Annotated in this window: 16 protein-coding genes and 1 pseudogene; 8 read left to right on the top strand and 9 right to left on the bottom strand. The window is 70.3% G+C overall.

Going from position 1 to position 17,651, the window contains the following annotated elements; genetic code table 11:
• Positions 1 to 41: 41 nt before the first annotated feature.
• Complete coding sequence (locus CT688_RS09830; protein ID WP_107756749.1) at positions 42 to 650, bottom strand: O-methyltransferase; 609 nt, start codon at positions 648 to 650, stop codon at positions 42 to 44.
• 206 nt (positions 651 to 856) lie between these two features.
• Here CT688_RS09830 and sigE point away from each other — a divergent pair, with 206 nt between their 5' ends.
• The 4 genes and pseudogenes from sigE to tatB form a co-directional block, all read left to right on the top strand.
• On the top strand, positions 857 to 1,480 hold the full coding sequence (gene sigE / locus CT688_RS09825) for an RNA polymerase sigma factor SigE (protein ID WP_107756748.1): 624 nt from the start codon (positions 857 to 859) through the stop codon (positions 1,478 to 1,480).
• 118 nt (positions 1,481 to 1,598) lie between these two features.
• On the top strand, positions 1,599 to 2,018 hold the full coding sequence (locus tag CT688_RS09820) for an anti-sigma factor (RefSeq protein ID WP_107756747.1): 420 nt from the start codon (positions 1,599 to 1,601) through the stop codon (positions 2,016 to 2,018).
• 10 nt (positions 2,019 to 2,028) lie between these two features.
• Positions 2,029 to 3,567 carry a S1C family serine protease gene (locus tag CT688_RS09815; protein WP_231750279.1) on the top strand — a complete coding sequence of 513 codons (1,539 nt, stop codon included), beginning with the start codon at positions 2,029 to 2,031 and terminating at the stop codon, positions 3,565 to 3,567.
• A gap of 60 nt (positions 3,568 to 3,627) precedes the next feature.
• Positions 3,628 to 4,019, top strand: a pseudogene (gene tatB / locus CT688_RS18070) (Sec-independent protein translocase protein TatB); the annotation flags it as partial.
• A 154-nt stretch (positions 4,020 to 4,173) separates the two neighbouring features.
• On the opposite strand, the gene CT688_RS09805 reads toward tatB, so the two are convergent.
• The 5 genes from CT688_RS09805 to CT688_RS09790 form a co-directional block, all read right to left on the bottom strand.
• Positions 4,174 to 5,313 carry an Mrp/NBP35 family ATP-binding protein gene (locus tag CT688_RS09805; protein WP_107756745.1) on the bottom strand — a complete coding sequence of 380 codons (1,140 nt, stop codon included), beginning with the start codon at positions 5,311 to 5,313 and terminating at the stop codon, positions 4,174 to 4,176.
• A 40-nt stretch (positions 5,314 to 5,353) separates the two neighbouring features.
• Complete coding sequence (locus tag CT688_RS09800; RefSeq protein WP_234414827.1) at positions 5,354 to 6,130, bottom strand: lytic transglycosylase domain-containing protein; 777 nt, start codon at positions 6,128 to 6,130, stop codon at positions 5,354 to 5,356.
• A 23-nt stretch (positions 6,131 to 6,153) separates the two neighbouring features.
• Positions 6,154 to 6,480: a hypothetical protein gene (locus CT688_RS17730; protein WP_234414826.1), complete on the bottom strand. Its 327-nt coding sequence runs from the start codon at positions 6,478 to 6,480 to the stop codon at positions 6,154 to 6,156.
• A 72-nt stretch (positions 6,481 to 6,552) separates the two neighbouring features.
• Positions 6,553 to 7,104 (bottom strand): DUF1003 domain-containing protein, encoded by a 552-nt coding sequence (locus CT688_RS09795; RefSeq protein ID WP_107756744.1) that lies wholly within the window; start codon positions 7,102 to 7,104, stop codon positions 6,553 to 6,555.
• Entirely contained in the window at positions 7,101 to 8,435 is a 1,335-nt protein-coding gene (locus CT688_RS09790) for a magnesium transporter MgtE N-terminal domain-containing protein (RefSeq protein WP_107758129.1), read from the bottom strand. The genes CT688_RS09795 and CT688_RS09790 overlap by 4 nt, the downstream gene beginning before the upstream one ends.
• A gap of 70 nt (positions 8,436 to 8,505) precedes the next feature.
• Between CT688_RS09790 and CT688_RS09785 the strand changes: the two genes are divergently transcribed.
• Genes CT688_RS09785 through CT688_RS09775 form a run of 3 tightly spaced genes read left to right on the top strand, consistent with a single transcriptional unit; the run spans position 8,506 to position 10,654 of the window.
• Positions 8,506 to 9,543 (top strand): CoA ester lyase, encoded by a 1,038-nt coding sequence (locus CT688_RS09785; RefSeq protein WP_107756743.1) that lies wholly within the window; start codon positions 8,506 to 8,508, stop codon positions 9,541 to 9,543.
• Positions 9,543 to 10,049, top strand: coding sequence for a general stress protein (locus CT688_RS09780; RefSeq protein ID WP_107756742.1), 507 nt, complete (start codon positions 9,543 to 9,545; stop codon positions 10,047 to 10,049). Before CT688_RS09785 ends, CT688_RS09780 begins: the two co-directional genes overlap by 1 nt.
• Positions 10,046 to 10,654, top strand: a complete 609-nt coding sequence (locus CT688_RS09775; RefSeq protein WP_194861126.1) for a suppressor of fused domain protein — start codon at positions 10,046 to 10,048, stop codon at positions 10,652 to 10,654. The genes CT688_RS09780 and CT688_RS09775 overlap by 4 nt, the downstream gene beginning before the upstream one ends.
• Here the strand turns inward: CT688_RS09775 and CT688_RS09770 are convergent, their stop codons facing one another.
• On the bottom strand, positions 10,655 to 11,722 hold the full coding sequence (locus CT688_RS09770; protein WP_234414825.1) for a magnesium and cobalt transport protein CorA: 1,068 nt from the start codon (positions 11,720 to 11,722) through the stop codon (positions 10,655 to 10,657). It lies immediately after the preceding gene.
• A gap of 177 nt (positions 11,723 to 11,899) precedes the next feature.
• On the opposite strand from CT688_RS09770, the gene CT688_RS09765 reads away from it, so the two are divergent.
• Positions 11,900 to 12,814 carry a glycine betaine ABC transporter substrate-binding protein gene (locus CT688_RS09765; RefSeq protein ID WP_107756741.1) on the top strand — a complete coding sequence of 305 codons (915 nt, stop codon included), beginning with the start codon at positions 11,900 to 11,902 and terminating at the stop codon, positions 12,812 to 12,814.
• A gap of 93 nt (positions 12,815 to 12,907) precedes the next feature.
• Here the strand turns inward: CT688_RS09765 and CT688_RS09760 are convergent, their stop codons facing one another.
• Both CT688_RS09760 and CT688_RS09755 read right to left on the bottom strand, forming a co-directional pair.
• Positions 12,908 to 16,783, bottom strand: a complete 3,876-nt coding sequence (locus CT688_RS09760) for a multifunctional oxoglutarate decarboxylase/oxoglutarate dehydrogenase thiamine pyrophosphate-binding subunit/dihydrolipoyllysine-residue succinyltransferase subunit (protein WP_231750278.1) — start codon at positions 16,781 to 16,783, stop codon at positions 12,908 to 12,910.
• A gap of 126 nt (positions 16,784 to 16,909) precedes the next feature.
• On the bottom strand, positions 16,910 to 17,605 hold the full coding sequence (locus tag CT688_RS09755) for a hypothetical protein (protein WP_107756739.1): 696 nt from the start codon (positions 17,603 to 17,605) through the stop codon (positions 16,910 to 16,912).
• Between the last annotated feature and the right edge of the window lie 46 nt (positions 17,606 to 17,651).

Genomic DNA, 17,651 nt, shown 5'->3' with positions numbered 1-17,651 from the left:
GGCCCCGGGCGCCGGCCGGCCGCCGCCCGGTGCGGTGTGGATCAGAGCGTGACGACGGTCAGCCCGCCGCCGACGGGCAGGACGGTGGCGTGAGCGTGCTCGGGTAGATCCGCTCCCTCCGGCAGCGGGGCGTGCTCACCGATCAGCACCAGCGCGCCGCCGGAGCGCAACAGGTGGTGGGCCCTGGCCAGCACCCGGGAGACCGAGTGTTCCGGCACGTCGGCGACGAGCAGATCGTAGGCGCCGTCAGCGAGCCTGTCCGCCACCTCCAGGGGCCGTGCGGCGATGTAGCGGGCGGCGGACGCGGGGTGGCCGGCGTCCCGCACCGCGGCCCGCGCCGCCTCGAGGTGATGAGGATCGTCGGTGATGCAGGTGACCACGGTGCCCGAGCCCTGCCCGGTCGCGGCCAGGATCGCCAGGGCGGGGACGCCGGGAGCGGGGGAGATGCACACCGCGGCCCGGGCTCCGGTCAGTCTCGCGACCAACCGGATCACCTCGGCGGTCAACGCGTCCGGGGAGGCGGCACCCAGTTCGGCCGCCTCCGCGCGTGCGGGGGCGTAGAGGGAGTCGTCGACCAGATCGGCACTGCGGCGCGCGAGATCGGTGAGCCGGGAACGGTCGGTGGCGGGGACGTCAGTCGAATCGGACACCTGGTCAGCGTATCGCCGCGTGCGCGTACGACGTGTCCAACGCGCGGTGATCGGATCGGTATGAGACTCTCAGGGGGATCTCAGTACGGGTATACCGTGAGAACAGCCCGATGAGGGAGGGTGGGACCACGTCGCTCCACGAGGGTGCGGCGGAAGACCGCGCGGGCGACTTGCGAGGATCCCGCGCCGGAAGGCGGCGGCAGCGCATGTACTCGCAGACCGTGCACGAGACGTCGATCGTCCCCGGCGGGGACCACGATGAGGCGGTGGGGACCGCACGCTTCGACGCGAGCGGTGACGCCGCGGACATGCCGTCCTGGTCCCAACTCGTCGCCCAGCACGGGGACAGGGTCTACCGTCTGGCCTTCCGGCTCTGCGGAAACGCCCACGACGCGGAGGACATCACCCAGGAGGCGTTCATCCGGGTGTTCAGGTCCCTGGACAAGTACAAGCCGGGCACCTTCGAGGGGTGGATGCACCGCATCGTCACCAACCTCTTCCTCGACATGGCGCGGCGCCGAGGCCGCATCCGCTTCGAGGCTCTCCCCGACGACGCCGAGCGGGTGCCGGGCCGGGAACGCAGTCCGGAGCAGGTCCTCTCGGAGGAGACCTTCGATCCGGTGCTCCAGACCGCCCTGGCCAACCTCTCGCCCGAGTTCCGCGCGGCGGTGGTGCTGTGCGACATCGAGGATCTCAGTTACGAGGAGGTCGGACGGATCCTCGGCGTGAAGATGGGGACGGTCCGAAGCCGGATCCATCGGGGACGGTCCGCCCTGCGGGCCGAGCTCGAGGCGGCCGGCGTGACCGGGGTGCACCAGGGCATCGACTGATCTCTCCGGGTCTGCGGGGAACCAGCGGCGCCCCCGGCGCGTTGAGCCCCTCGGACGGTGGGAGCGCCGGGTGCCGGCCGGATCAGATACAGAGGAAGACGGACGAGAAGGGGCGAGGGTGGACCGATACCAGGCGGGACGCGGTCCCGCCCCCGAGTACCGGTTGTCCCGGGATTCGGTCCGTGAAGTGGCGGAGAGCACTCCGCCTCCCCGTGGGGGACACCACTTCCTCTCCACCGACCACCTCTCCACCGAGGCGGCGGCGGCGTACGTCGACGGGTGCCTCCCCTCCGCCGGAAAGGTCCGCGCGGACGCCCATCTCGCACTGTGCCCGCAGTGCCGCCGCGAGGTGACCGAACAGCAGGACGCACGTCGGGCTCTTCGCGGGTCCGGCCCCATCCACATGCCCGGGGATCTGCGGGAGCGACTCCGACGTCTCGGGGAGGGCGCGTCCGAGGACGTCCCCCTCGTCACGGAGCCCTCGTCGGGCAGCCGGTGGTCGAGACTCCTGCGCCGCCTGCGCCCGTCCGGCCGTTAGGCTGGGTCGCGTGGAGGATGAGAATGGAGTGCCCGGTCCGGTGGGGCGGGGCGCGGACCCCGATCGACCACTCCGCGAGCCGGCCCCGGTCCACAAGCCGGAGGTGGACGAGGCCTCCGCCGGACTCTTCTCCCGACCGGCCGGGGTGACCGGGGGATTCGATCCCCGGCGCCCGGCGTCTCCGGACGACCCCTCCTCACCGGATCACGCGTCCGGGCCGGCGCGCCGAAACGATTCCGACCCCGCGCTGGCCGCCGCGTTCGGTCCGTCCGGTGACACCGAGGGGGGGATCGAGCGACACCCGTCGTGGCAGGACCAGACCGAGGAGCCGCCACCCGCATCACCCGACCCCTGGCGCGATCCCCACGCGCCCGTGGGGTTCGGCGCACCCGCCGTGGAGGCGGTCGGGGAGCCCGGACCCGAGGATCTGTCCGGTTCCTCCGTGCCCCCGCCCCCGAGGCTGTCGCTCTCCGAGGCACTGTTCGAACGGCGGCTGAGTCGGCAGGCACTCGGGGCAGCCGCCGCCGCCGTCGCCGTCATCGCCCTGGTGGGTGGCGGGATCGGAGCGATCGTCGCCGATTCGGCGCGAGTGCTCACCACGTCGACCGTCCGCATCGCCGACGCGCCGACGAACGTCCTGCGGCCCGACAACCCGGTCGGTGAGGTCGCCCAGCGGGTCCAGCCGGCGGTGGTCAACATCCAGGTCTCGACCCCCTCGGCGCGGGGTGAGGGCTCAGGCATCGTCATCGACCCGCAGGGGTACATCGTCACCAACAACCACGTCGTCACGATGGACGGTGCCGCGGACAGGGCGGACATCGACGTCGTCTTCCCGGACGGGACCAGGGCGTCGGCCGAACTGGTCGGCCGCGACCCGGCGACCGACCTCGCGGTGCTCAAGGTCGACGGGGTCCAGAACCTCACCGTGGCGACGCTCGGGGATTCCGAGCGGGTCGAGGTGGGCGAGCAGGTGGTGGCCATCGGTTCGCCCCTGGGCCTGGCCAGGACGGTCACCGAGGGCATCGTGTCGGCCACCGAGCGGCCGATCGCGCTGGGGGAGTCGACGTCCGACGGGGACGTCGTGATCGACGCCATCCAGACGGACGCGGCGATCAACCCCGGCAACTCGGGCGGTCCGCTCATCGACGCCAGTGGGGCGGTGATCGGCATCAACACCTCGATCTTCACCCGGACAGGCGGATCGATCGGCCTCGGGTTCGCGATCCCCGTCAACGACGTGCGCGCCATCGCGACCTCGCTCATGACCGAGGGGTCCGTGCGTCATGCCACGATCGGTGTGAACGCGCGCAAGGCGGACAACGGCGACGTCGAGGGCGCCGAGCTCGTCAACGTCCGCGAGGGCTCGCCCGCGCTCGAGGCCGGTCTGCGGGAAGGCGACGTGGTGACGATGATCGGTGAACGTCGGGTGCGTTCGTCCGACGAACTCATCGTGGCCGTCCGTCGCGCCGGCGCGGACGTGGACGTCCCGGTGGAGGTCATCCGAGACGGCTCACGGATCGAGGTGACCGTCCGCCCCGTCCTCGCCTGACCCCGGCGTGGTCCGAGGTCGTGGTGACCAGGGGTGCCGGACGACGTATCCTCAGAGGCGATGTTCTCTAACGTGGGTTGGTCCGAGCTCCTGGTACTGGGCGTGATAGCGCTCGTCGTCCTGGGGCCCGAGCGCCTTCCCGAAGCCGCCCGGTGGCTCGCGTCCGCGATCCGCAAGGTCAAGGAGTTCGCCGGGACCGCCCAGCAGCAGCTGCGCGATGACTACGGGGCCGACTTCGAGGAATTCCGCGAACCGCTCAAGCAGCTCAGCGATCTGCGGGGCATGAGCCCCGCGCGATGGTGACCAAGCACCTCCTCGACGGGGATGACTCTCTGTTCACGGGCGATTTCGGCGCAGCGGCGCCGGCAGGAGGCCCGCCAACCACCAGCCCCCGGTCGACCGGGCCGCAGTCCACCGGCCCGCAGTCGACAGGTTCCCCGTCGGCCGGCCCCCAGAGAACCGGACCCCGCCCGGCCGTCCCCCGATCGACCGGGCCGACCCCCCCGTCCTCGTCCACGTCTCCGGGCGCCGCGCCGACCTGGGACCCGGACGCCACCTGAGCCACCCGCATCCGCCCTCGGGCGGGTCGTGACCGCGGTCCGACGGTCAGAGGTGGCGGGTGGTGTCGATACCGAGGTTCATCCCCGCCAGGCCGCGTGGCCGGACCGCGAGGCCGTCCGCGATCTCCCTGTAGGCCCGGCCGGACGGCGAGTCCGGTTCCGCCAGGACGATCGGGGTGCCCTCGTCGCCGTGCTCGCGGACGGCCTGCTCGAGCGGCACCTGGCCGAGCAACCGCACCGGCGCCCCGACCGATCGCGAGAGGTTCGCGGCCACCTCGGCGCCACCGCCGGTGCCGAAGACGTCCATGCGGGTCCCGTCGGGCAGTTCGAGCCACGACATGTTCTCGATCACGCCCGCGATGCGCTGACGCGTCTGGAGGGCGATCGACCCCGCACGCTCGGCCACCTCGGCCGCCGCCTGCTGTGGTGTCGTGACCACGAGTATCTCCGCCGAGGGGATGAGTTGCGCGATCGAGATGGCGACGTCACCCGTGCCGGGCGGCAGGTCCATCAGCAGGACGTCGAGGTCCCCCCAGTAGACGTCGGCGAGGAACTGCTGGAGCGCGCGGTGCAACATCGGGCCACGCCAGACCACCGGGGTGTTGCCCTTGGTGAACTGTGCGATCGAGATGACCTTCACGTCGTGTGAGACCGGCGGCAGGATCATCTGCTCGACCTGGGTGGGTCGCGCGTCGGTTCCGAGCATCCGGGGGATGGAGTGCCCGTAGATGTCCGCGTCGAGTACCCCCACGGACAGCCCACGGGACGCCAGCGCGGTCGCGAGGTTGACGGTGGCGGTGGACTTACCCACGCCGCCCTTGCCCGAGGCGACCGCGTACACCCTCGTCAGATTGCCGGGTTGGGCGAACGGGATGACGGGCTCGGTCGCGTCGCCCCTCAGGTGTTTGCGGAGTTCCGTGCGCTGCTCGTCGTCCATCACGTCGAGCTCGACCACGACCTCGCCCACGCCGGCGACGTCCGCGACCGCGGTGCGGACCCGATCCGTGATGGTGTCCCTCATCGGGCACGTGGCCACCGTCAGGTAGATGCCTATGTCGACCCGGCCGGAACCCTCGTCGATGCTGACGCCCTTGACCATGCCGAGCTCGGTGAGCGGCTTTCGGATCTCCGGGTCGTCGACCTTGGCCAGGGCGGCGCGGATCGATTCTTCGCTGGGTGCACTCATGATGCCCCCGAGTCTAGGCGTCGGGGTGGGGGCGGGCGATTCAGGCGGGTGGCGGTACGCAGAACGGTGCGATACAGGGCAGGTCGAAGACCGGCAACCCGGGCGGGGCCGGGGCGACCTGCGCCGGCGGTGCCGGCGGCCGGGGAGCCGGAACGCTCTCCGGGGACGGGGACGGTGCCGGCGGTGCGGGCTCCGCAGGCGGAGCGGGCGTCGGGGGCACCTCGGTGCACCCTGGGACCGGGGCGCCGGGCTCTCCGGGCCGGGGAGGCGCCGGTGGGGCGGTGGGTCGTCCCTCCCAGCCGTCCGGGCAGTGGTCGGGGGTCGCCGGGGGTTCCACGATCGGCTCGGGCTTGTGGATATCCGGCAGGTCCGCGGGCAACGGGTAGGCGTTGACGGCGTAGCCGTGCGCCCACGCGTTGACGTTGGCGACGTAGGCGAGCGAGTTGTTGTAGGCGAGGATGGCCCGGGTGCGGGCCGCGGGGTCGCCCATCGAGCCGCCCTGCCCGCACAGCAGGGTCGCGGCCGCGAGAGCGCCGTCGTAGATGTTGTTGGGGTCGGCCACGCCGTCACCGTTGCCGTCCCTGCCCAGCACGGCCCAGGTGGACGGGATGAACTGCACGGGCCCGACCGCCCGGTCGTACTCGGTGTCGCCGTCGAACCTCCCGCCGTCGGTGTCGGTGATGACGGCGGTACCGGGCAGGGACCCGTCCAGACGGGGACCGAGTATCCGACCGATGGTGTTGCCCTGCGCGTCGAAGCGGCCTCGTCCCTGGTTGGACTCGACCTGACCGATACCCGCGAGGATGGTCCAGTCCATCTCGCACGCGGGCTTCTCGATGTTCAGGCGGTCGGCGGCGCGGTGGTAGGCGTCGAGGGCGATCCCGGGGATGCCCAGGGGCCGTCGGGGATCGTCGCCGGCTCGATGTGCGCGGCCCCGGGGTCGTCCGCCTCGCTCGGCGGCGGGGTCTCGGAGGTCGGGGAGGCGGTACCGGGTGCGGTCGTCGGGTCCTGGGCGGCGGTCTCGGCCGCCTGGACGATGCCGGACGCACCGGTGGGTCGACTGTGGTCCATCGTCAGGCTCACGGCCGTGAGTACGCCGATCACTCCCGCGGCGACCGCGGCGCTGGCCAGTACCCGTCGATCAGTATCGCGCGCGATCTTGCGCAAAGCTCCCCCTACAACGTCCGGACGGTGTCGCGAGCGGGGTGCGTCGTGACATCGCTGCCGTGCGGGTCGACGCTACCTCCGGCCCCTGGTGTCTGAATCGTTTTTGCCCCGTTCGGTGTTACTGCCATCACAATCGCGGGTCGCGAGCAGGGCTTCGATCCGCTCGACCGAGCTCTTCAGGTCGTCGAGCTCGCGGCGCAGGTAGTCGCGGGTCACCGTCTCGCCCACGGAGAGCCGGACGGAGGCCAGCTCCCGTGCCAGGAACTCGGTGTCCGCCTTGGTCTGGGTCGCACGCAACCTGTCCACCGCGATGGACTCCTTGTCCCGGTCCTCCTGCCGGTTCTGTGCCAACAGGATCAACGGCGCCGCGTAGGCCGCCTGGGTCGAGAAGGCGAGATTGAGAAGGATGAACGGGTAGGGGTCGAAACGCAGCGCCACCACCGTGACGTTGATGAGGATCCAGACGATGACGACGATCGTCTGGATCAGCAGATACTGGCCGGTTCCGAAGAAGCGCGCGATGGCCTCGCTGTATCGGCCCACGGCGTCGGGATCGACTGTGATGCGGGGCCGCCGTGAGGTGACGGGAGTCGAGAGCGCCGAGCGTGTGCCGGGTTCGGTCACCGACGTACCTCTCTGGTGTCATGCAGGTCCAGGTCACGCCAGTCCTCGGGGAGGAGGTGGTCGAGGAGATCGTCGACCGCCACCGCACCCAGCAGGTGCCCCTCGTCGTCGACGACCGGTCCGCACACGAGGTTGTACGTCGCGAAGAACCTGGTCACCGAGTCGACGGAGTCCGTGGGGCGCAGGGTGGACAGGCTGGTGTCCACGGTCTCGGCGACCATCGTCGACGGCAATTCCCTGAGCAGTGCCTGGATGTGGACGCAGCCGAGGTATTTCCCCGTCGGGGTGGCCGTGGGGGACCGGACCACGAAGACGAGACTCGCCAGCGCCGGGCTCAGGTCGGGATTACGGCAGTGGGCCAGTGCCTCCGCGACGGTCGTCTGCGGCGACAGGATGATGGGCTCCGGGGTCATGAGCCCCCCGGCGGTGTCGGCGTCGAACGTCAGCAGCCGCCGGACCGGCGCGGACCCGTCCGGGTGCATGAGTTCGAGAAACGACTCCGCGTCTTTCTCCGGCAGTTCCCCCAACAGGTCCGCGGCGTCGTCGGGGTCCATCGCCTCGAGGACGTCCGCCGCCCGTTCGAGTTCGAGCCGGGTCACGATCTCGGTCTGCTCGTCGTGGGGGAGCTCCTGGAGGATGTCCGCGAGCCGCTCGTCGTCGAGGGTGCGGGCCACCTCGAGCCGACGGACCTCGGGCAGTTCCCGCAGCGCGTGCGCGACGTCCGCCGGGCGCAGATCGGCGTAGCGTTCCACCAGGCTCTCGGCCCCGTGTTCGGGAGTGCCGATGGCGTCGTCGTCCAGCCCGTCGATCCGAGCCCACGGCTGGATCGACACCGGCCCCCGGCGACCGAGTGGTCCGCGCCCGCGCCGAACCCGGACGGCCAGACGGGAGACGAGCCAGTCGCGGGTGCGCTGCTGCTCGATCTCCACGTCGACGACCTGGTAGCGCGCCGTCGCCGCCGACCGGGTCGTGCCGGTCGCGCCGGGGGGCGCGGCGCCGGTCGTGCCGCGCTCCGGATCGACCCCGACGATCGAGTCCACCAGCGCCCCGAGCACGAGGTTCTCCCCGGGCCTGGACTGGAACCGGTGGAGATTGATGGTTCCGGAGACGAGCGCGACCGAACGGGGCTCGACCGCCGCGACCCTCAACATCGGGACGAAGATCCGCCGACGGGTCGGCAGCTCCACCACCAGTCCGAGCACCCGGGGCTGCTTGTGCCGGGCACGCATCGTCACCACGACGTCACGGATCCGCCCGATGTCGTCCCCGTCAGGGCCGATCACCGGCAGTCCGGCTAGCCTGGCGACGAACGCCTTGTTGAGGTTCGCCATGCGGACCAGGTTAGTCCCCGGGTGGTGGATCGCACCCCGCCCGCACCGCACCGGAAGGGAGTGCCCGCAGATGACCCCCGCCCAGTACTCGGATCCCGCACCGTCGGATTCCGCCGCGGCGACGATCGCCGATCTCCGCGCCCGCCCACGGCGCACGGTCCTCGCCGTCCCCGGCAGCAGCGTCAAGATGATCGACAAGGCGCGCGGCCTGCCGGTGGACGAGGTGTTCCTCGACCTAGAGGACGCCGTGGCGGGGCCGGCAAAGGAGCAGGCCAGGGAGAACGTCGTCGAGGCGCTCACCACGGAGGGCTTCGCCGCGCCGACGGTCGTCGTGCGGGTCAACGCGTGGGACACCGAGTACACGGTCCGCGACGTGACGGAGGTGGTCGGCCGGGCCGGCGCCCACGTCGACGCACTGCTGCTGCCCAAGGCGCGGTCCGCCGCGGAGGTCCGGGCCCTCGACCTGGTCCTGACCCAGGTCGAGAAGTCAGCGGGACTGCCGGTCGGGCACATCGGGATCGAGCCCCAGATCGAGGACGCGCTCGGGCTCACCCACATCGATGAGATCGCCGCCGCCAGCCCCCGGGTCCTGACACTGGTGTTCGGACCCGCGGACTTCATGGCCTCGATCGGCATGCGCACGCTCACCGTGGGGGAGCAGCCCGAGGGCTACGCGCCGGGAGACGCGTACCACCACGTGCTGTTGAGCATCCTCGTCTCGGCCCGCGCGCACGGACTGCAGGCGATCGACGGGCCGTTTCTCAAGGTGAGGGACGTGGAGGGTTTCCGACGGGCGGCGGCGCGCACCGCGGCGCTGGGATTCGACGGCAAGTGGGTCCTGCATCCCGCCCAGGTCGACGCGGGCAACGAGGTGTTCAGCCCACGCCAGGACGAGTTCGACAAGGCGGAGGGGATCCTCGCCGCCTACGCCCACTCGACATCGGCCGAGGGAGGGGCTCGCGGCGCGGTGATGTTCGGGGACGAGATGCTCGACGAGGCCAGCCGCAAGATGGCCCTGGTGGTCTCCGCACGGGGTCGGGCGGCAGGGATGACGACGGGTACACACGAGACCGGTCCCCACGGGTCGGCGACGGAAGGATCGAACTGATGACCACTCCCATCTCCCCGACCTCCGGCAGGACCGGTCGCGGTCAGACGCCCGGGCTCCCCACCCCTCCCACCGGATGGGTCGTGGGTTCCTACCCGACCTACGCCCAGGCGCAGGCCGCCGTGGATCACCTCGCCGACGAGGACTTCCCGGTCCACGAGGTGACCATCGTGGGCGTGGACCTCATGCAGGTGGAACGTGTGACCGGCCGCCTGACCTGGCCCAAGGTCCTGCTCGGCGGACTGGCGACCGGGGCGTGGCTGGGGCTCTTCGTGGGTCTGCTCGTCGGGATATTCACCCAACCGATGTGGGGGGTCGTCCTCACCGGACTCGTGGGCGGTTCGGTCTTCGGTGTGGTCTCGGCGTCGCTGTCGTACGCCGCGACGCGGGGGAAGCGCGATTTCGCGTCGACCTCGCAGCTGGTCGCCGGGCGCTACGACATCCTGTGCGAGCCCGCGAACGCCGAGAAGGTCCGCGACGAGCTCGCGCGCCTCGGCCTCTCGTGAGTCTCCCGGGAGCCGGATCCGACCCGCCGGCCGTCCTGGCAGCGGTCCGGGAGCACCTGGTCACTCATCTGGGCCCGGAACCGCAGGAGGCGTCGGTCACCTTCCTGGGGGCCGCTCCGATCCGGGTCCTGCGCTTCGTGGACCTCGAGTCGGGGCTGGTCCGCTACGTCTCGCTCGGATGTTCGGCCGATCCCATGGGTGACCCGTCCGCCCTCGTCCCCGACCCGGCGGCGCCACGGGCCGAGCTCTGCCTGGTGCTCCGGGGCGGGGTCGACGGGGTCGTGCGCGCGCTGGCCGTCCTCGCGGCCGCGCCGGCGGTCGAGGGTCTGGTGCTCTCGGAGGGCGCGCTCGTCGACCTGGGTGAGCCGCTGTGGCCGGGCGCGGCGTTCACCGCCGTCGTCCTGCGCGCGCCCGAGGTCCCGGACGTCGAGCTGCGCGGGGAGGCCGCGCCCGTGAGGATCTTCCGGGCGGTCCCGGTGACCCACACCGAGGCGGCCTGGGTGCGGCTCAAGGGAGCCGGGGAACTCGAGGACGCGTGGACCGAGGCCGGGATCGACGTGACCGACCCCGCGCGCCGAGCGGTGAACCCGGGCCTGGCGCGCTGACTACAGCCAGCGGTTTCTCCGGAAGAGCAGGAACAACGCCGTGCACGCGGCGGCCATGACGCCGAGCACGACGTAGTAGCCGTACTCGGTCCGGAGTTCGGGCATGTTGGTGAAGTTCATGCCGTAGATCCCCGCGATCATCGTGGGCACCACGGCGATCGCCACCCACGCGGAGATCCGCCGCATGTCGGTGTTCTGCTGGACGCCGATCATCGCCATGGCGGCGTGGACCAGAGAGGTGATCTGCTCGTCGAGGGTCGTGACCTCGGCGGCGACCCGGGTGTGGTGGTCCTGGACGTCGCGGAAGTAGTGCCGCACCTCGGAGGGGATCAGGTCGACGTGCTCGACCGACAGGTGCCGCAGAGGGAGGGCCAGCGGGGCGATGTCGTGCTTGAGTTCGAGCAGTTCGCGCTTGAGGACGTAGATCTGCTCGATGCCGACCGGGGTGCGCGGGGCGAACACCGCGATCTCGAGATCGTCGATCTCCCGGCTCATCCTCTCGGCGACCTCGAGGTAACCGTCCACCACACGGTCGGCCACGGCGTGCATCACGACCGCGGGCCCTCGGGACAACCTCTCGGGTGCGCCCTCGAGTTCCGCGCGGAGGCCGGACAGGGCCGGGATGTCGCCGTGACGGACGGTGATGACGAAATCACGGCCGAGGATCACCATGATCTCACCGGTGGAGACGATGTCCGTGGTGTCGAAGATGCCGGTGACTTCGCCGCCATCGGTGGCGTCCGCCACCGACCGGTGCTCGAGATACTCGACAGTCGACATGGTCAGGACCACGGTGTCGTCGTAGGCCTCCAGCTTCGGTCGCTGCCGCCCGCTGGTCGCGTCCTCGGCGATCAGCTCGTGCAGACCGAACGCCGACGCGACTGTGTCCATCTGATGCCGGTCCGGGTCGTGGAGGCCGATCCACACGAAACCCCGCCCGGTCTCCCGGACCCGTTCGATCGCGGTCCGATGGGTGACATGCCCCTGTTCGCGGACACCGTCGACGTAGACACCGCAGCCGACCACCGCGCGTTCGGCGGGAACGGCCGGACCCGAGGGGGTGGGCACGGGAAGGGTCGTCGTGTTCCGCAGTCTCCGGACACTGGGCACCTGGGCTCCCCTCGATCGTTGCCCCGACCCTATCGGGCGTCGGACCTCCAGACGAGACCGTTAGGGTGCTGCTGGGACACTGGTGGACAGTGTCGCACCGTCTGGTGCGGACGTGACGAGGAAGGACGTGGTCGTGTGCGGCGGACGGGGGACGGGGCCGGGGTACGGGCACTGGCGATCGCCGGGGCCGCCGTGGTGGGGTTGAGCGGATGCCAGGCGCAGTCCTCGATAATCCCCGCCCACCAGCCCGATCCGGTGGTGGTGATCGAGACCGCCTCGTTCGGTGAGGCCGAGATCGTCGGCCACATCTACGGCAACGCGCTGTTGCGCTCCGGCTCCCGGGCCACCATCCGGTCGCAGTCCGGGAGCCAGGCCGAGGTTCTCGAGTCGGTGACGACCGGGGACGCCACCTTCACCATCGGGTACACCGGGGAACTGCTGCGCTCCTTCGATCCCCAGTCGACGGCGGTCGACGCGGACGAGGTGTACAGAGCGATGATGGCGGCCCTGCCCGAGGGTGTGACCGCGGCCGACCCGGCTCCCGCCGAGGACGCCCCCGTGTACGTGGTGACCCGGCACACCTCGCAGACCCGCGGTCTACGGACCATGTCCGACCTCGAGAGCCGGTGCGGCGAGTTCACGCTGGGCGCACGCCAGGAGGCGCTCGCGGACAGAGAGCTGGCCACCGCCGTGGGCGGGACGTACGACTGCGGGTTCGGGCGGCGGGTGGCGCTCGGGCCGAACCCTCGCGCCGTCCTCGAGGCGCTGCGGGCGGGCGAGATCGGGGTGGGGTTGGTCCAGTCGACCGACCCGGTGCTGTATCCCGACGACATGGTGGTGCTGGACGACGACGAGGACGCCATCCTGGCCCAACACCTCGTCCCGGTGTTCCGCAAGGGCTCGCTCTCGGAGGACCAGTTGGCCCTGGTCAACCGGATCAGCGGAGAGCTGACCACCGACGACGTCCGGGAACTGCTGCTCGGGGTGGAGTTCGGGACGTCCACCCCGACCGCTCTCGCCGACTTCTGGCTCGACTCCCACGACTACTGACCTGCTCCGGGCCGCCGCCCGTCTCCGGGCGGCGGACCCAGTGCCCCGGTGGGGGGCGACTGATCGTCGCCGGGGTTCACCCCCCGGCGACGATCAGGCGAACGCCTCGTCCACGAGCGCCTTCTGCTCGACCGCGTGGACCTTGCTCAGCCCGGTCGACGTGGCGGCCATGGCCCGCCGCGACACCCGCTTGATCGCGGGGAACTCCGGGATGACCTCCGGCAGGTTGAGTGCGAGGAAGCTCCACGCGCCCTGGTTGGCCGGTTCCTCCTGCACCCACCGCACCTCGGAGAGGTTCGGGTAGTGCCCGAGCGCTTCGCGCAGTCGGCGGAACGGGATCGGGTGGATCTGTTCGAGCCGCACGATGGCGATGTGCTCGTGGCCTTCCTTCTCCTGGCGGGCCGCCAGCTCGTAGTAGAGCTTGCCGGAGACCAGGAGCATGGTCGTGACCTTCTCCGGGTCCTTACCACCGTCGACGAAGGTGGGATCGTCGAGAACCGAGCGGAACTTGCCCGTCGTGAAGTCCTCGAGGGCGCTGACGGCCTTCTTGTTGCGCAGCATCGACTTGGGGGTGAAGACGATCTGCGGACGCTTGATCCCGTCCGTGGCGTGACGACGCATGAGATGGAAGTAGTTCGCCGGTGTCGACGGCTGCGCGACCGTCATCGACCCCTCCGCACACAGCTGCAGGAAACGCTCCATGCGACCCGACGTGTGGTCCGGTCCCATGCCCTCGTGTCCGTGGGGGAGGAGGAGGGTGACCGAGGACTTCTGGCCCCACTTGGCCTCGCCGGAGGAGATGTACTCGTCGATGATGGTCTGGGCACCGTTGACGAAGTCGCCGAACTGGGCCTCCCACAACACCAGCGCCTCCGGGTCCCCGACCGAGTATCCGTACTCGAACCCGACGCCGGCGAACTCGGTCAGCGCCGAGTTCCACACCTCGAAGCGGCCCTCGGCGTCCTCGAGGTTCTGCAGGGGCGAGTACGGCTCCGACGTGGTCTTGTCGACCACCACGGCGTGGCGCTGCGTGAAGGTCCCGCGCTGCGAATCCTGCCCGGCCAGACGCACGGTCCGGCCCTCCTGCACCAGCGAGCCGATCGCCAGCAGTTCGGCGAACGCCCAGTCGATGTTGCCGTTGTAGGCCATCTTCTGGCGCGCCTCGTAGACCGGCTTGACCCGCGAGTGGATGTGGAAATCCTCCGGCAGGTTGCCGAAGGCGTCGCCGATGGCGTGGATGACCGACTCGTCCACCGCCGTCACCAGGCGTTTGGGCAGCGGCTGGTTGGGCAGGATCGACTCGGAGGCCTTGACCGGGTGCTTCTCGAGCTCACGGACCTCGTTGAAGACCCGCTCGAGCTGCCCCTGGAAGTCGCGGAGGGCGTTCTCCGCCTCCTTCTCGGTGATGTCGCCGCGGCCGACCAGATCGTCGGTGTAGGACTGCCGGACGCTCTTCTTGGCGTCGATGACCTCGTACATCCGCGGTTGCGTCATCGACGGGTCGTCGGCCTCGTTGTGCCCGCGGCGGCGGTAGCAGACGAGGTCGATCACGACGTCCTTCTTGAACTGCTGGCGGAAGTCCATGGCCAACCGGGCCACCCGCACACAGGCCTCGGGATCGTCGCCGTTGACGTGGAAGATCGGCGAGCCGATCATCTTGGCCACGTCCGTGGCGTACTGGCTCGACCGGCCGGCCTCCGGCGCGGTGGTGAAGCCGATCTGGTTGTTGACGACGATGTGGATCGTGCCGCCCGTGCGGTAGCCGTCGATCTGGGAGAGGTTCAGGGTCTCCGCGACCACGCCCTGTCCGGCGAACGCGGCGTCACCGTGCAGCATGAGCGGCACGACCGGGTACTCCGCGCGCCGTTCCGGGTCCTCGATGAGGTCCTGCTTGGCGCGCACGATCCCCTCCAGGACGGGGTCGACGGCCTCGAGATGCGACGGATTGGCGGTGAGCGAGACCTTGATCTCGTTCTCCCCGAACATCTGGTACTGGATCCCCTCGGCGCCGAGGTGGTACTTGACGTCCCCGGAGCCGTGAGCGGCCGAGGGGTCCATGTTCCCCTCGAACTCGGTGAAGATCTGGCGATAGGGCTTGCCCACGATGTTGGCCAGCACGTTGAGACGCCCGCGGTGCGGCATCCCGATCACGACCTCGTCGAGGGCGAACTCGGCGGCCTCGTCGATGACGGCGTCCATCATCGGGATGACCGACTCCGCACCCTCCAACGAGAAGCGCTTCTGACCGACGTACTTGGTCTGCAGGAAGGTCTCGAACGCCTCGGCGGCGTTGACCTTCGACAGGATGTACTTCTGCTCGGCGACCGTCGGCTTGTCGTCGACGCCCTCGAGCCGGTCCTGGATCCACTGACGCTGGTCGTTCTCGAGGATGTGGGTGTACTCGATGCCGATCTTGCGGCAATACGCCGCGCGGAGCGCCGAGAGGACGTCGCGCAGACGCATCTTGTCCTTGCCGACGAACCCGCCCACGGAGAACTTCCGGTCCAGGTCCCAGAGGGTCAGCTCGTGCGAGTTGACGTCGAGATCCGGATGGAAGGTCCGCCGACGCTGGGCGTGCCGACCGTCCAGCGGATCGATGTCCGCCATGAGGTGACCGCGGTCGCGGTAGGCCGCGATGAGCTCGAGGACGCGGGCGTCCTTGTCCACACGCGGGTCGGTGATGTCCTGGCGCCACCGGACCGGCTCGTAGGGGATGCCCAGGACGTCGAAGATCTCGTCGTAGAACTCGTCGGCGAGCAGGAGGCGGTGGATCTCGCGCAGGAACTCGCCGGACTCCGCCCCCTGGATGATCCGGTGGTCGTAGGTCGAGGTGAGCGTGGTGATCTTGCCGATGGCGTTGTTGGCCAGCTGTTCGTCGCTCGCACCCTGGAACTCCGCCGGGTACTCCATCGCGCCGACGCCGAGGATCGCGCCCTGCCCCGGGGTGAGACGCGGGACCGAGTGGACCGTGCCGATACCACCGGGGTTGGTCAGGGAGATGCTGACGCCCGAGAAGTCCTCCATCGTCAGCTTGCCGACGCGGGCGCGGGAGACGATGTCCTCGTAGGCGTCGAGGAAGCCGCGGAAGTCGAGCCTCTCGCAGTTCCGGATGGCGGCCACGACGAGGGTGCGCCCCGCCTTGGTCTTCATGTCGATCGCCAGGCCCAGGTTGATCCCGTTCGGGGTGACGACGTTGGGCTTGCCGTCGATCTCCTCGAAGTAGTTGTTCATGTTCGGGTAGGCCTTGACGGCCTGCACCATGGCGTACCCGATGAGGTGGGTGAACGAGATCTTCCCGCCGTGCGTGCGCTTGAGGTGGTTGTTGATGACGATCCGGTTGTCGATCATCAGCTTCGCCGGGACCGCACGGACCGAGGTGGCCGTGGGCAACGACAGCGACGCGTTCATGTTCTTGACGATGGCGTTCGCCGGGCCGCGGAGAACCTTGTTCTCGGGCTCCTCCGGCGGTGCGTACTCGGGTCTGGTGGTCCGTTTCGCGGCCGGGGCGTCGTCCTTCTTGCGCTTCTCGGTCGACCGGACCGGGGCGGGCACGCCCTGACCGCGGGCCTTGCGCGCGGGGGTGCTGTCGTCGGCGGGCTTGGCGGCCACGTCCTTCGCCGAGGACTCCGGGGACACGTCGGCCACGGTCAGTTCGGAGGTCTTCTGGGTGTTGGCGTCGGGGGTGGCGTTGTCGCCCCCGGATGCGTCGGCGGAGACCTTCTTGCCCTTCTTCCCGCCACCGCTACCGTCGCCGTTGTTCTTCCCACCGGTGCGTGTGTCACCCCCGTCCGACGCCGGCCCGGCTCCGGACGAGCCCTTCGACGCATCGCGGCCGGTGGCTGCCCCGGGGTTCGCGTCGAAGAACTCGTGCCAGGACTCGTCCACTGAGGAGGGGTCCTTGGAGAACCGCTCGTACATCTCGTCGACGAGCCACTGGTTCTGTCCGAACTGTGAGACGGTTTTGCTCACGATGTTGTGGTGCCTTCCTGATTTGTGGTGGGTTTCACACGCGATGGACCCAGGCTAGACCTTCCGCGCGTTCGGGGCCTTCCGATCTCACCTGACAGGGGGATGCGGCGTCCGGATGGACGGCGCTCAGCTCGTGGGCCAGCTGTCGGGCGGGGTGCCGAAGGTGGCCGCCGCCGCGTTGACGACGGTCCGGCCCAGCCGCCGGTTACCCCAGCCGCCCACGGCGGCGCCGATACCGGCGGGGGCCAGTTTGCCCATGGCGAGGGTGGCTCTCTTGACGGCGAACTTCCGGGCGAACCGGGACACCATGCGCCGGTTGACCTCCTTGAGGCCGGGGAGACCGAGCGACCTTCCGGCGAGTGATCCGCCTGCGGAGGCACCGCCGTTCGTGCTCACCGCGTTGGCCAGGATCGCGGTGCCCGATGCGCCGAGCATCACGGTCATGACGAGCAGCTCCTCGTGCTCGCCGAGCTTGACGTCGATTCCGTGCACCTCCGCGACGGCCAGGGTGTAGAACGCCGCGGCTTCGATGAACACCAGCGACTCGGCGCCGATCGCGCCGAACGCGAGCACGGTGCCCACCCCCGGCACGGCCGCCGTCGCCCCCACGGCGGCGCCGGACGCGGTGACGGCGGTGAGGAAGCGGGAGTCGAGCCGCTCGCGGATCCGTGCCGGACTCTCGTCGGGGTGGCTCCGGCGGAGCGTGCGGACATAACCCTTCGCGGCCCCGGCCTGGCTCCGAATCGCCTTGCGCAGGGCCCCGGTGGCGATTCCTGCGAGCGGACCGGAGACGTCGGTTTCGGCGGGGACGCGTTCTGGCACGGGAACTCCTCGAGGGTGGTCGCGACAGGAACGGCTGACCCTGTCC

This window comes from Dietzia sp. JS16-p6b (assembly GCF_003052165.1).
In the GTDB taxonomy this organism is placed as follows: domain Bacteria; phylum Actinomycetota; class Actinomycetes; order Mycobacteriales; family Mycobacteriaceae; genus Dietzia.
Note: the sequence above shows the minus strand (reverse complement) of the source record. Positions and strands in the feature narration are given on the sequence as shown.

What these genes read in the sequence shown, in the direction of transcription:
- sigE (WP_107756748.1), top strand. Translation starts at nt 857, where the DNA reads ATGTACTCGCAGACCGTGCACGAGACGTCGATCGTCCCCGGCGGGGAC.
- CT688_RS09805 (WP_107756745.1), bottom strand. Translation starts at nt 5,313, where the DNA reads ATGAGTGCACCCAGCGAAGAATCGATCCGCGCCGCCCTGGCCAAGGTC.
- CT688_RS09800 (WP_234414827.1), bottom strand. Translation starts at nt 6,130, where the DNA reads ATGGACTGGACCATCCTCGCGGGTATCGGTCAGGTCGAGTCCAACCAG.
- CT688_RS09790 (WP_107758129.1), bottom strand. Translation starts at nt 8,435, where the DNA reads ATGGCGAACCTCAACAAGGCGTTCGTCGCCAGGCTAGCCGGACTGCCG.
- CT688_RS09785 (WP_107756743.1), top strand. Translation starts at nt 8,506, where the DNA reads ATGACCCCCGCCCAGTACTCGGATCCCGCACCGTCGGATTCCGCCGCG.
- CT688_RS09780 (WP_107756742.1), top strand. Translation starts at nt 9,543, where the DNA reads ATGACCACTCCCATCTCCCCGACCTCCGGCAGGACCGGTCGCGGTCAG.